Raw genomic sequence first — 13,681 nt, forward strand, 5'->3', positions numbered from 1 at the left:
ACAATGCCACACATCAACACCCATCCCCAGCCTCAACACTTCGCTCCAGGCCGAACCATGCACGCTCATGCCTTCCGCCTCCGCCGCAGCGCGCCATAGGCCCGTTCCATCGGCATCCGCACCATGTTGTCCAGCGCCCCGGTGAACAGGATCACCAGCGCCTGTATGACCACGATCAACTCGCGCGGGATCGACGTCCAGAGGCCTAGCTCTCCGCCGCCCTGGTACAGAAACCCGAACAGGATCGCCGCCAGGAACACGCCCAACGGATGGTTCCGCCCCATCAGCGCCACCGCGATCCCGATGAACCCCGCGCCCTCGGTGGGGTTCAAGAGCAGCCGCTCGGCCTCGCCCATCACCACGTTCACGGCCATCAACCCCGCGAGGCCGCCCGAGATCAGCATCGCCACCACGACGATCTTCACCGGCCCGATCCCGGCATAACGCGAGGCCGTCTGCGAATACCCCAGCGCCCTGATCTCGTATCCCAGCCGCGTCCGCCAGATCAGCAGCCAGACGATGAGGCAGGCCAGCACCGCCACGAACAGGCTGATATTCACCGGCGCGGCCTTGGAAAACGAAATCCCCAGCGGCGCCAGCATGTCGTGCAGCGTCGGCAAGGTTGCCCCTTCCGGGAACCGCGCCGTGGCCGAATCCACCGAACCCGCCGGCCGCAGCACCCCGCCCAGAAGATAGTTCAGCAAGGCCGCCGCAATCAGGTTGAACATGATCGTCGTGATCACGATGTGACTGCCCCGCGTCGCCTGCAACCACGCCGGGACCAGCGCCCAAAGCGCGCCGAACACCGCGCCCCCCGCCATCGCGGCGGGCAAGGCCAGCGCCCAATGCGGCCAGGGCAGTGCCAGGCACACCAGCGCCACGCCAAGCCCACCCAGCATCGCCTGCCCCTCGGCCCCGATATTGAACATCCCCGCGTGGCTGGCGACGGCAAAGGCCAGCCCGGTGAACATGAAAGTCGTCGCGTAATAGAGCGTATAGCCCCAGCCATAGGTCGACCCGAACGCGCCGGTGATCATGATCCGCAGCGCTTCGACCGGGCTTTCCCCGATGCCAAGGATCACCAGCGCCGACAGCAGTGCCGCCAGCAACAGCGACACCAGCGGCACCAGCACCGCATCGGCCCAGCCCGGTAGCCTATCCATGCCTGCCTCCCTGCCCGGGCCCATGCGCCGTGCCGTGTTCCTCGGCGTGTTCCTGCGCCTGAACGGCCTGTGCCTCCTGAACCGCGGCGGCGGCATCCTCGGGCCTACCCTCGATCCCGGCCATCAACAGGCCCAGCTCGGTCTCGTCGGTCTCAGCCGGCAGGCGTTCGCCCATGATCCGCCCGTCGAACATCACCGCGATCCGGTCGCTCAGCGCCATCACCTCGTCCAACTCCACGCTGACCAGCAATATGGCCTTGCCCGAATCGCGCAGCGCGATGATCTGGGCGTGGATGAACTCGATCGCCCCGATATCCACGCCCCGCGTGGGCTGCCCCACCAACAGCAGGTCCGGGTTCCGCTCGATCTCCCGCGCCAGAACGATCTTCTGCTGGTTGCCGCCGCTGAAATGCCTGGCCGACAGTTTCGCATCTCGGGGCCGCACGTCGAACCGCTCCATCTTGGCCGCCGCCTCGGTCAGGATGCCAGCGTTGTCCATCAACAGGCCGCCCCCAGAGGCCGGATCCCGATGATACCCGAACACACTGTTTTCCCAAGCGGAAAACGCCATGATCAGCCCTTCGCGCTGTCGGTCCTCGGGCACGTGGCCTACCCCGGCCTCGCGCCGCGCCTTGCCATCCGCGCCACTCCCGGACAAGGGCAGATCCACACCGTTCACCGCCACGCGCCCCGTCGCGGGTCGCATTCCGCCCAGCACCTCCAGCAGTTCCGACTGCCCGTTCCCAGCCACCCCAGCCAGCCCCACGATCTCGCCGCGGCGCACCTGCAGGTCGATGCCGCGCAGCCGCTCCACCCCCTGCCCGTCGACCACGTGCAGGTTCTTGACCTCCAGCACCACGTCGCCGGGCCGAGCCGCCTCCTTCTCGACACGCAACAGCACCTTGCGCCCCACCATCAGCTCGGCCAGTTCCTCCGGCCCGGTCTCGGCGGTCTTGACCGTTGCCACCATCTCGCCGCGCCGCATCACGCTGACATCGTCGGTAATCTCCATGATCTCGCGCAGCTTGTGGGTGATCAGGATGATCGTCTTCCCCTCGTCCCTGAGCCGGGCGAGGATACGAAACAGCTGATCCGCCTCGGCGGGGGTCAGCACGCCCGTGGGTTCGTCCAGGATCAGGATATCTGCCTGACGATAAAGCGCCTTCAGGATCTCCACCCGCTGCTGCATCCCCACGCCGATATCTTCGATCAGCGCATCCGGCGTCACGTTCAGCTCGTATTCACGGGCCAGCGCCGCCAGTTCCCGCCGCGCCTTGGCCAGGCTCGGGCGCAACAGCGCCCCGTCCTCGGCCCCAAGGATCACGTTCTCCAGGACGGTGAAGTTCTCCACCAGCTTGAAATGCTGGAACACCATGCCGATCCCCGCCGCAATCGCCGCCTGGCTGTCGGGAATGCGGGTTTCCCGCCCTTTTATGAAAATTCGGCCACTATCGGCCTTGTAGAACCCGTAAAGGATCGACATCAGTGTCGATTTCCCGGCCCCATTCTCGCCGATGATCCCGTGGATCGTGCCGGGCGCCACCCGGATCGAGATATCCTTGTTCGCCTGCACCGGGCCGAAGGCCTTGGATATCCCCTGCAACTCGATGGCCGGCGCCACGCTCATGCGCCGGTGCCCTTGAACCCCACCAGCCGGGTCAATTGCCCCGCCCCGTCGGCCTCGATCATGTACTGTCCAAGCTGCATCTGCCCGTCCGCCATGATGAACTCCACCGTCGCGCGCGTGATGCCGTCGCGGGTCTCCAGACCCGCGATCTGCGCAATCGCCCCCGGCGCCATCTGCGAGAACTGTCCCACATAGCCGATCACCGCCGCCGTCCCGACCAGCGGCTCCTCCAGCCGCGGGTCGGCATAGCGCACACCGTCCGCCAGCACGTCGTTCAGTACGGCCATCCGCGCCTCCGCGTCGCCGTCGCCCCATGCGTTGAAAAACCGTCTGACGCTGTCACTCATGGCGGCCTCCGGCAGGGGCCGAGCCACCCTCGCGGCCCGGCCCGGTGTGATCAGGACGCCGGACAGCTGTTGTCGGACATGTAGTCATGCACCTCCAGCCCGCCATTCGCGATCTCTTCGGCGGCGGCGTCCACGGCCTCTTTCATCTCGGCCGTCACAAGGTCTTCGTTATGCTCGTCCAGCGCATAGGCCACCCCGTCATTCTGGAGGCCCATCACGTTCACGCCGGTCTCGACGTCCGCGCCCGCCGACATCGCGTCATAGACAGCGTTGTCCACGCGCTTGACCATCGAGGTCAGAACGCTGCCCGGATGCAGGTAGTTCTGGTTACTGTCCACGCCGATGCCCAGCACGTCCTCGTCGGCGGCGGTCTGCAACACGCCCGTCCCGGTGCCGCCCGCCGCGTGATAGATGACGTCCGCGCCCTGGCTGATCTGCGCTTTGGTCAGCTCCGACCCCTTGACCGGGTCGTTCCACGCCGCCGGGGTCGTGCCGGTCATGTTCTGGATCACCGTGGCGTCCGGGTTGGCCGCCTTCACGCCCTGCACGTAGCCGCAGGCGAACTTGCGGATCAGCGGAATGTCCATGCCGCCGATGAACCCGACTGTGCCGGACTCGCTGGCCATCGCCGCCATCATCCCCACAAGGTAGCTGCCCTCGTGCTCGTTGAACACGACCGAGCGCACGTTCGGCTCTTCGACCACCATGTCGATGATCACGAACTTGGTGTCGGGATAGTCCGGCGCCACCTCGCCCAGGATATCGCCGAACGCGAAGCCCACCATCACGATCGGGTTGTTGCCGTTCTCGGCAAAGCGGCGCAGGGCCTGCTCGCGCTGCGCCTCGGATTGCAGTTCGACCTCGTTGTAGCTGCCGCCGGTTTCCTCCGCCCAGCGCGAGGCACCGTTATGGGCGCTTTCGTTGAACGACTTGTCGAACTTGCCGCCAAGATCGTAGATCAGCGCCGGATCGGCCAATGCGCCCGCCGCGCTCAAAGCCAGCGTTGCGGCGGCGCCCATGAGGCTTTTCATCAATGTCATGCATGTCTCCCTGAGGTTCGGCGGCGGTACATGGCTGACCGGAAGGGTTGAATCACGCCCGCCCCCTTTTTGATTTCGGCAAGTAGGCCGCAACTGGCCCCATGGGTCAAGGTGCTCGGCGGCTTGCCGCAAGGTAAGCCTGCCTGTCCCGCCCCGGTGCGCGCCACGCGGGTCCATCCGCAAACGCCGTTCCAGACCTGATCAGGGACCTCCCGACGCAATCGCGCGCTTGCCGGCCCGCGCAGGGTGGGTGAAAACCCACGCGCCTCCTAGACCTTCAAATCAAGCGCCGCCTGCAACAACGTCTTGGCATACTCGGTCTGGGGATTGTTGAAGATGTCCTCGGACGCCCCGTATTCCACGATATCGCCCTGTTTCATCACCACCACCTTGTGGCTCATCGCCCGCACCACGGCGAGGTCATGGCTGATGAAGAGATAGGTCAGCCCGTACTTCACCTGCAACCGGCGCAGCAGGTCAACGATCTGCACCTGCACCGTCATGTCCAAAGCACTCGTCGGCTCGTCCAGCACCACCAGCTTGGGCCGCAGGATCATCGCCCGCGCGATGGCGATCCGCTGCCGCTGCCCGCCGGAAAACTCGTGCGGATAGCGGTCCATCGTCTCGGGGTTCAGCTCGACTTCCCGCATCACCTCGGCCACCAGTTCGCGCACCGGCCGTCCATCCGGGTTGCCATGCACGCCCAGGCCCTCGGCGATGATCTGCTCGCAGGTCATCCGCGGGCTCAGGCTGCCCACCGGGTCCTGGAACACGATCTGGATGTCCGAGCGTTTGCGCCGCAGCTGCCGCGTGGACCACGCGCGCATGTCCTCGCCCTCGAACCGCATCCCGCCCTCGGATTCGATCAGACGCATCAGCGCCAGCGCCAGCGTGGTCTTGCCAGACCCGCTTTCGCCCACGATGCCCAGCGTCTCGCCCCGGCGCACCTCGATATCGGCTTCGTTCACCGCCTTCACATGGCCTACCGTGCGCTTGAGCAGCCCCTTCTGGATCGGAAACCAGATGCGCAGCCCATGCGTCTCGACCAGCGTCTCGGCCCCTTCCGGCACCGGCTCGGGCACGCCCGAGGGCGCAGCCCCCAGCAGCTTTTTCGTGTAGTCATGCTGCGGATTACCGAAAATCTCTTCAGTCGGGCCGCTCTCAACGATCTCGCCATCCTTCATCACGCACACCCGGTCGGCAATGCGCTCCACCACGCCAAGGTCATGGGTGATGAACAAGAGCCCCATATCCTCCTCGCGCTTCAGTTCCGCCAGCAGCTCCAGAATCTGCGCCTGGATCGTCACGTCCAGCGCCGTCGTCGGCTCGTCCGCGATCAGCACATCTGGCTTGTTCGACAGCGCCATGGCGATCATCACCCGCTGCCTCTGCCCGCCCGACAGCTGGTGCGGATAGGCACCCAGCCGGCTCTCGGGGTCGCGGATACCGACTCGATTGAGCAACTCCAGGATACGCTCCCGCACCGCCGCACCGCGCAACCCCTGGTGCAGCTCGATCGACTCGGTCAGCTGCTTTTCCAGCGTGTGCAGCGGGTTCAGGCTGGTCATCGGCTCCTGAAAGATGAAACTGATGTCGTTGCCCCGCACCTTGCGCAGCAGCTTGTCATTCGCGCCGATCATCTGCTGTCCGTCATAGGTGACGCTGCCCTCGACAATCGCGCTGTCCCCCAACAGCGACACGGTGCTCAGAGCCGTCACCGACTTGCCCGACCCGCTTTCGCCCACCAGCGCCACGGTCTCGCCCCGGTCCACGCTGAACGACACGCCATGCACGGCCTGCGTCACCGCCCCGTCCTGGCGGAAGCCCACCTTCAGGTCTTTGACTTCCAGCAGGCTCATTGAAACGTCTTTCTCGGGTCGAACGCGTCGCGCACGCCTTCAAAGATGAAGACCAGCAGCGACAGCATGATCGCGAAGGTGAAGAACGCGGTAAAGGCCAGCCACGGCGCCTGCAGGTTCTGCTTGGCCTGCAATGTTAGCTCGCCCAGCGACGGCGCCCCCGACGGCAGACCGTAGCCCAGGAAATCCAGCGTCGCCAGCAGGCTAATCGTGCCGGTGATGATGAACGGCAGGAAGGTCAGCGTCGCCACCATCGCGTTGGGCAGCATGTGGCGGAACATGATCTTCATGTTCCCCACGCCCAGCGCCTTGGCCGCGCGCACGTACTCGAAGTTGCGCGCCCGCAGGAATTCCGCGCGCACCACGCCCACCAGCGCCATCCAACCGAACGCCACCATGATCCCGACCAGCAGCCAGAACCCCCTCGGCAAGATCGAAAACAGGATGATGATCACGTATAGCTGCGGCGTCGACGCCCAGATCTCGATGAACCTCTGAAAGAACAGGTCGATCCGCCCGCCGAAATACCCCTGCACGGCCCCCGCCACGACCCCGATCACCGACGAAAAGAACGTCACCACCAGCGTGAACATCACCGCCAGCCGGAAGCCGTAGATGACGATCGCCAGCACGTCCCGCTTGGTCCCGTCCGTGCCCAGGATATTCTGATCGTTCGGCGGCAGCGGCGCGGCCCCCGGGCGGTCCACCGGCGTGTCGTGGCTGTAGGGAATGATCGGCCAGATCGTCCAGCCTTTCTCGATCGTCTCGCCGTTCACTTCGCCGTCCTGGGCGTCCTCGATGATCCCCTCGGGATCGTCGAAACACTCCTCCAGCCCGCCCGACACGATCAGGCACTCGACCTCGGGGTCGGCATAGACCGCCTCGGTCCGGAAATCCCCGCCGAACTCGGTCTCGGGATAGAACTTCAGGATCGGCATGTAATAGGCGTCGCGGTATTTGACCAACAAAGGCTTGTCGTTGGCCACGAACTCCGCCGGCAGGGTGATCACGCACAGCAAGGTAAAGATGATCAGCGACCAGAAGGCCCGCTTGTTGCGCTTGAAATTGCGCCAGCGCCGCTGGTTCAGGGGGTTGAGCTTGATCATCTCAGCCCGACCTCTTCTCGAAGTCGATGCGCGGGTCGATCAGCACATAGGTCAGGTCCCCGATCAGCGCCACGACCAGCCCGATCAGCGTGGTGAGGTAAAGCGTGGCGAACATCACCGGGTAATCGCGCCCGATGGCGGCCTCGAAGAACAGCCGCCCCAGCCCGTCCAGCGAAAAGATCGTCTCGATCAGCAGGCTGCCGGTGAAAAAGACGCTGACGAAAACGCCCGGAAAGCCCGCGATCACGATCAGCATCCCGTTGCGGAAGACATGCCCGTAAAGCACCCGCCGCTCGGTCAGGCCCTTGGCCCGCGCGGTCATCACGTATTGCTTCTTGATCTCATCCAGAAACGAATTCTTGGTCAGGATCGTCAGCGTGGCAAACCCGCCGATGCTGAGCGCGGTGACCGGCAGCACGATGTGCCACAAGTAATCCAGCACCTTGCCGATCACGGTCATGTCCTCCCACCCGTCCGAGGTCAGGCCCCGCAGCGGGAAGATCTGCCAGTAACTGCCCCCCGCGAACAGCACCAGCAGCATGATCCCGAAGAGGAACGCCGGGATCGCATAGGCCGCGATGATGATCCCGCTCGTCCATGTGTCAAAACTGCTGCCGTCCTTCACCGCCTTGCGAATACCCAGCGGGATCGACACCAGATAGGACAGCAGCATCGTCCAAATCCCCAGCGTGATGCTTACCGGCATCTTTTCCAGCACCAGGTCCATCACGTCGATCTTGCGGAAATAGCTCTCTCCGAAATCGAAAGTCGCATAGTTCCCCAGCATGGTCAGGAACCGCTCCAGCGGCGGCTTGTCCAGCCCGAACTGCGCTTCCAGCTCGGCGATGAACTCCGGCGGCAACCCTTGCGAGCCGATGTATCCGCTGTCGCCCTCGTTGCCGGTCACCGCCCCGTCCTGCTCGCCGCCCGCAAAGCCGCCGAACACGTCGCCCTGGCCCTGGATGTCGGCAATCGCCTGCTCCACCGGGCCGCCGGGCAGGAACTGCACCAGCGCGAAGTTGATGATCATGATCCCGATCAGCGTCGGGATGATCAGCAACAGCCGTCTTACGATATAGGCGCCCACCCGTGGCCCCCTATGCCCGCGCGGCGCGCGTCAGCGCCCCGTCTTCCAGAACCTGCCAGATCGTCAAAGCGCCCCCGCCTCTCTCAGCTTTTCGGCCTTCTCGGCGTCGTACCACCAGAAGTCCAGCGTTCCCAGCAGGTAGGGCGGAATTTCCTCGGGACGCGCGTACTGGTCCCAATAAGCGACCCAGTGATCGGGGGCATAGCCATCGGGGATCAGGACGAATTCGTGCCGCAACGCCCGGTCCAGCGCGCGGATCGTCATGTCCTCTTCCTCCTGGCTTTCGGTCATCAGCGATTCCTCGATGATCCGGTCCACCATCTCGCTGCGCAGCCCGGCAGGGTTGAAAAGGTCATCGGCCGCCTCGCTCCCGAACCGCTGCGCCAGGCCCGTGCCCGTGCCCATCAAGGCCGGATAGCCATCGAAAACCAGGTCATAGTCGTGATCGCGCTCACGCTTGGTGAACTGCGCGCTGTCCACGGCCTCCAGCCGCGCATCGAGGCCCAGGTCCTGAAGGTTCGAGATGAAATTCTCGGCCACGGCCTTTTCCGTGGGCTGCCCCGACGCGTTCAGCAGGAAATCCAGCCGCAGCACCTTGCCGTCCTCGCCGCGCATCTTGCCGTCGTCGCCCACCGTGTACCCGGCTTCCTGCATCAGACGCAGCGCCTGCCGCTTGTTCTTGCGCGACGTCAGCCGCGACGGATCGCTCGTATGCGGCACCCACGGCTCGGTCGTCTTGACCTCCTCGGGCACCGCGTCGCCCAGCGAATTCAGGAATTCCAGCTCGTCGCCCTCGGGCAAGCCCGTAGCTTCCAGCGGGGTGCCCGTGGAAAAGGATCGCTGCTGCTCGTAGAACCCGGCAAACAGCGACTCGTTTGTCCACTCGAAGTTGAACATCAGCGCCACCGCCTGCCGCACGCGCTTGTCCTTCAGCACATCGCGGCGGGTGTTGAACACGATGCCCGTCATCTGCGGCGGCGAGCCATCCGGGATCGCCTCCAGCTTCACCCAGCCCTTGTTGGCGGCGGGAAAGTCATAGGCGCTGGCCCACTGCTTGGGGTCGGCCTCGGTGCGATAGGTCACCTCGCCCGCCTTGAACGCCTCGAAGGCAGCGGTGGAATCCGCGAAATACTCCAGCCGGATCGTATCGAAATTGTGCCGGCCCTTGTTGATCGGAAGGTCCCATCCCCAGTAATCGGGGTTGCGCTTTATCACCACGCGGCGGTTCGGCACCACCTCGTCGATCACATACGGGCCCGACCCCGGCGAAATGTCCAGCCGCGGCTCGTCCAGCCGCGCGCCGGTTTCCTCGTACCACGCCTTGGACCAGATCGGCACCGTGCCCACCTGGTCGATCAGGCTGCGGCGCGAAATGCCGTCGGCGAAATAGAACTTCACCGTATGCTCGTCCAGCACCTCGACCTTCGGAATGCGCTTGCGCACGGCCTCGGCATAGCTCTTCAGCCCCTGGTCCAGCAGCAGGTTGTGCGAAAACGCCACGTCCTCGGCGGTGACCGGCGTGCCGTTCGAAAATTCGGCCTCGGGCCGCATGTGGAAGATCACCCAAGACTTGTCCTCGGGGTATTCGACCGTGTGCGCCACCAGACCATAGAGCCCGTTCATGTCGTCGCCCGGCAGGCTGCCCGACCCGGCCAGAACCTGGCCCAGCAGGCTTTCGTACCCGATCGTCGACAGGGCCGAGGCGCGGCCATTCCGCGTATAGGGGTTCATCGAGTCGAAACTGCCCGCCAGCGCGATGGAAATCTCGCCGCCCTTGGGCGCATCCGGGTTCACATAGCTGAAATGCTCGTAATCCTCGGGGTATTTCAGCTCTCCGAAATACGAATAACCATGGCTCTTGATGATGGTCTCGTCCGCGGCCTCGTCCTGCGCCAGCGCGGTGGTCGCGGCCAGCGCCGCGATGCACAGCCCGGTCAGCGCGGCGGTCAGGAAACGTGTGCGGGAAACGGCGATGGCCCGGGGCGTGGCCCGGCTCTGGCGTCGGGTCATGTGTCTCTCCTCTTGACCTGCCTCATTTGGGGTCAGTCTCATTGCAAGGCAAGCTAAAGGAGGTTTGAAACGGGTTTCAAGCGCCGAAAGCGGGATTCCCGATCAAACTTCCGACAGGGCGACGGCTTGCCGACGCGACGCCGGAGACCGCCAAACAAAAAGGCCGCCGCTCCGGGCAGGAACGGCGGCCTTCGCAATCCACGTCCGACCGGCTCAGTTGGCGGTGCTCTCCAGGTACTTGACCAGCGCCGCGCGCTCTTCTTCCTTGCGCACGCCGCGATAGGCCATCTTGTTGCCCGGCGCATAGCCTTTGGGGTCTTCCAGCCACGCGTTCAGTTCGTCCGCCGTCCACTGTCCGTCCAGGCCGGCCAGCGCGTCGGAATAGTTGAAGCCGTCGACCGAGCCGATATCGCGGCCCACCACACCCACAAGGTGCGGACCGACGCCGTTGGCTTCTTCCTCGGCCTTGTGGCAGGCGGCGCACTTGCGGAACGCCTTCTCGCCATCGGCCGCGTCCGCCGCCGCGACGAGTTGCTCGAACTCCGAGCCGCCACCGTCGCCGCCCGAGCTTTCCTCGGCGGCCTGCTCTTCCGAGCCGCCCTCGTCAGAGCCTTCTTCGGCTGCGGCTTGCTCGGTGGCTTCTTCTTCCGAACCTTCTTCGGCCGACGCTTCCTCGGTCGCTTGCTCTTCGGAGCCTTCCTCAGCAGATGCTTCCTCGGTCGCCTGCTCTTCAGAGCCTTCCTCGGCCGACGCCTCTTCGGTCGCCTCTTCTTCAGAGCCTTCCTCGGCAGAGGCCTCTTCGGTGGCTTGCTCTTCCGAACCCTCTTCGGCAGACGCCTCCTCGGTGGCCTCTTCCTCGGTGCCCTCCTCGGACGACGCGCTCTCTTCCGACGCGCCTTCCTCGGCCGCAACCTCGGTCATGTCGCCATCCGTCTGGTCAAGAAAGGCGATGACGTTGGCGCGGTCTTCCGGCTTGGGCAGACCGTTGAAACCCATCGTCGTGCCCGGCGCATAGCCTTTCGGGTCCTCCAGGAACGCGAACAGGTTCTCGGGCGTCCAGACGTCCGCCGCCTCTTCCAGCGCGCCGGAATAGCTGAAGCCGTCGACCGCATCGACGTCACGTCCGACCACACCGTAAAGATGCGGACCGACGCCGTTGGCACCGTCCTCCGCCTGGTGGCAGGCCTTGCATTTGCCGAACACGCGCTCACCCGCGCCCACGTCCGCTTCGGAGTAAAGCGAGGCCAGCGTCACTGCTTCCTCTTCTTCTCCGCCGCCGCCTTCGCCTTCGTCCACCTCGATGACGTAGGCCGCTTGGTGCTCCTCGCCGTGACCGCCGCCGCCAACGTGATAGATCTCTTCCGCAGCCCACTTGCCAAGAAGAAAGACCAGGAACGTGCCGCAAAGGCCGCCCATGATCTTTGTGAAGGTCATTGTGTCAAACATAGCCCGCTTCCATCTGAATCTCTCGCGCGGTATCTATCCGCTTCCCCTCGGGCGGTGCAAGGTGTAGTTTCCGCGACCAAACGCCCGCCTTTCGTCGAATAAAGCGGGAAACAGTAAAAAACAGGCGAAGAACCAAGCAGATGACCAAACGCATCGCCTTTCAGGGAGAGCCCGGCGCCTACTCCCACCAGGCCTGCCGCGACACCTATCCCGACATGGATACCCTGCCCTGCCGCACCTTCGAGGACGCGATCGAGGCCGTCCGCTCGGGCGAGGCGGACCTGGCCATGCTGCCCGTCGAAAACTCGACTTTCGGGCGGGTCGCCGACATTCACCACCTTCTGCCGGCATCCGGCCTGCACATCATCGCCGAGGCCTTCGTGCGCGTGCACATCAACCTTCTGGCGCTGCCCGGCGTGCCGCTGGAACAGATCAAGCGCGCCAAAAGCCACACGATGCTCTTGGGCCAGTGCCGCCAGTTCCTGGCACAGCACGACATCCAGCGCGTCACCGGCGCCGACACCGCCGGCTCTGCGCGCGAGGTCGCCCAAGCCGGCGAGCCCGATATGGCCGCGCTCGCCTCCGAACTGGCCGGAGAGATCTACGGCCTCGACATCCTCGCCCGCGAGATCGAGGACGAGAGCAACAATTCCACCCGCTTCCTCGTCATGTCGCGCGAGCCCGACCACTCCTATCGCGGCGACGACGGCATGATGACCACCTTCGTGTTCCAGGTCCGCAACATCCCCGCGGCGCTTTACAAGGCGATGGGCGGTTTCGCCACGAACGGTATCAACATGACCAAGCTGGAAAGCTACATGGTCGGCGGCTCCTTCACCGCAACCCAGTTCTATGCCGATATCGAGGGCCACCCCGACGATCCCGGCGTCAAGCTGGCGCTGGAAGAGCTGGATTACTTCACCTCGGACGTCACGCTTCTGGGCGTTTATCCCGCCGACCCGCGCCGCCACTGAGCGGGAACGACCGGCCGCACCGCGCGTCGGCACCTGAAATGTTACGAACGTACCGTCACATCCAAAATCGCACCAATTTCGTGCATTTGTGCACAGTTCGGATGTTACAGTAAATTTCGCTTTTTTACAGTTATTTTATGAAGATTTTCCCGCGCAGAACACGCGGGCCGAGAGCATCACGACAGTTTTCCTCACACTTCTGTGCATTCACGTGAAGCGCCAGTAACGAGAAGCGGAGGCCCCCTGTGCTGGTGCCCTGCTTGTGTCCATCTTGCTTTCAGACGACGCGGACAGACCGCGCCGCCCAGACACAAACAATGAAAGGAACACATCATGCGTATCATCAGTACAGTCGCGGTCATCGCCGCTCTCGCCACCCCCGCCGCCGCCCTTCAGGTCGTCAACGTCCTGGGCCAGCACAGCACGCCGCTCAACAGCAGCGTCCTGACCAACGGCGCTCCGTATTTCGATGAAGACAAGGACAATCAGCTGGGCTTCGGCTTCGGCGCTCCCTTCCAGGACGAAGAGAAAGACAACCAGCTGGGCCTCGCCGCAAACTTCGGCGCCCCTTTCGTCAACCAGGAGCAGGATGACCAGCGCGGCTATGGCGCCGACGCGGCATCGGACGTGCAGTTCGTTGCCGACAGCAAGTATGGCGCTCCCTTCGTGAACGAAGACAAGGATAACCAGCTGGGCTTCGGCTTCGGCGCTCCCTTCCAGGACGAAGAGAAAGACAACCAGCTGGGCCTCGCCGCAAACTTCGGCGCCCCTTTCGTCAACCAGGAGCAGGATGACCAGCGCGGCTATGGGGCCGACGCCTCGACCTTCGAGGTTGCCTCCAACTACGGCGCGCCCTTCGTCAACGAAGAAAAGGACAACCAGCTCGGCTTCGGCTTCGGCGCTCCCTACTTCGATGAAGAGAAGGACAACCAGTTGGGCCTGGCCTACGGCTATGGCGCACCTTACTTCGATCAGGAGAAAGATAATCAGCTGGGCTGATATCGGCCCTGCCTGAAACGGGA

General features: G+C 64.3%; 11 protein-coding genes. 2 read left to right on the plus strand and 9 right to left on the minus strand.

Annotated elements, in window-relative coordinates:
- Positions 1-65 precede the first annotated feature (65 nt).
- The 9 genes from FIU85_RS08740 to FIU85_RS08780 form a co-directional block, all read right to left on the minus strand.
- Positions 66-1,163, minus strand: a complete 1,098-nt coding sequence (locus tag FIU85_RS08740) for an ABC transporter permease (protein WP_152491091.1) — start codon at positions 1,161-1,163, stop codon at positions 66-68.
- The gene (locus tag FIU85_RS08745; RefSeq protein ID WP_152496609.1) at positions 1,156-2,790 is read right to left on the minus strand and encodes an ABC transporter ATP-binding protein; all 1,635 of its coding nucleotides are present in this window, start codon (positions 2,788-2,790) and stop codon (positions 1,156-1,158) included. Before FIU85_RS08745 ends, FIU85_RS08740 begins: the two co-directional genes overlap by 8 nt.
- Positions 2,787-3,137 (minus strand): nuclear transport factor 2 family protein, encoded by a 351-nt coding sequence (locus FIU85_RS08750; RefSeq protein ID WP_152496610.1) that lies wholly within the window; start codon positions 3,135-3,137, stop codon positions 2,787-2,789. The genes FIU85_RS08745 and FIU85_RS08750 overlap by 4 nt, the downstream gene beginning before the upstream one ends.
- A 50-nt stretch (positions 3,138-3,187) precedes the next feature.
- Positions 3,188-4,177 (minus strand): BMP family protein, encoded by a 990-nt coding sequence (locus FIU85_RS08755; protein WP_152491088.1) that lies wholly within the window; start codon positions 4,175-4,177, stop codon positions 3,188-3,190.
- A gap of 269 nt (positions 4,178-4,446) precedes the next feature.
- Positions 4,447-6,036 (minus strand): ABC transporter ATP-binding protein, encoded by a 1,590-nt coding sequence (locus FIU85_RS08760; RefSeq protein ID WP_152496611.1) that lies wholly within the window; start codon positions 6,034-6,036, stop codon positions 4,447-4,449.
- On the minus strand, positions 6,033-7,142 hold the full coding sequence (locus FIU85_RS08765) for an ABC transporter permease (RefSeq protein WP_152496612.1): 1,110 nt from the start codon (positions 7,140-7,142) through the stop codon (positions 6,033-6,035). Before FIU85_RS08765 ends, FIU85_RS08760 begins: the two co-directional genes overlap by 4 nt.
- A gap of 1 nt (position 7,143) precedes the next feature.
- Entirely contained in the window at positions 7,144-8,229 is a 1,086-nt protein-coding gene (locus tag FIU85_RS08770) for a microcin C ABC transporter permease YejB (protein WP_152496613.1), read from the minus strand.
- Between the two features lie 63 nt (positions 8,230-8,292).
- Positions 8,293-10,239: an extracellular solute-binding protein gene (locus FIU85_RS08775; protein ID WP_152496614.1), complete on the minus strand. Its 1,947-nt coding sequence runs from the start codon at positions 10,237-10,239 to the stop codon at positions 8,293-8,295.
- A 213-nt stretch (positions 10,240-10,452) separates the two neighbouring features.
- Entirely contained in the window at positions 10,453-11,673 is a 1,221-nt protein-coding gene (locus tag FIU85_RS08780) for a cytochrome c family protein (protein WP_254703032.1), read from the minus strand.
- Positions 11,674-11,825: 152 nt separating this feature from the next.
- Between FIU85_RS08780 and FIU85_RS08785 the strand changes: the two genes are divergently transcribed.
- Both FIU85_RS08785 and FIU85_RS08790 read left to right on the plus strand, forming a co-directional pair.
- Complete coding sequence (locus tag FIU85_RS08785; RefSeq protein WP_152491083.1) at positions 11,826-12,659, plus strand: prephenate dehydratase; 834 nt, start codon at positions 11,826-11,828, stop codon at positions 12,657-12,659.
- Positions 12,660-12,992: 333 nt separating this feature from the next.
- Positions 12,993-13,658: a hypothetical protein gene (locus tag FIU85_RS08790; RefSeq protein ID WP_152496616.1), complete on the plus strand. Its 666-nt coding sequence runs from the start codon at positions 12,993-12,995 to the stop codon at positions 13,656-13,658.
- Positions 13,659-13,681: the final 23 nt, after the last annotated feature.

It is taken from the genome of Roseovarius sp. THAF8 (assembly GCF_009363735.1).
Classification (GTDB): domain Bacteria; phylum Pseudomonadota; class Alphaproteobacteria; order Rhodobacterales; family Rhodobacteraceae; genus Roseovarius.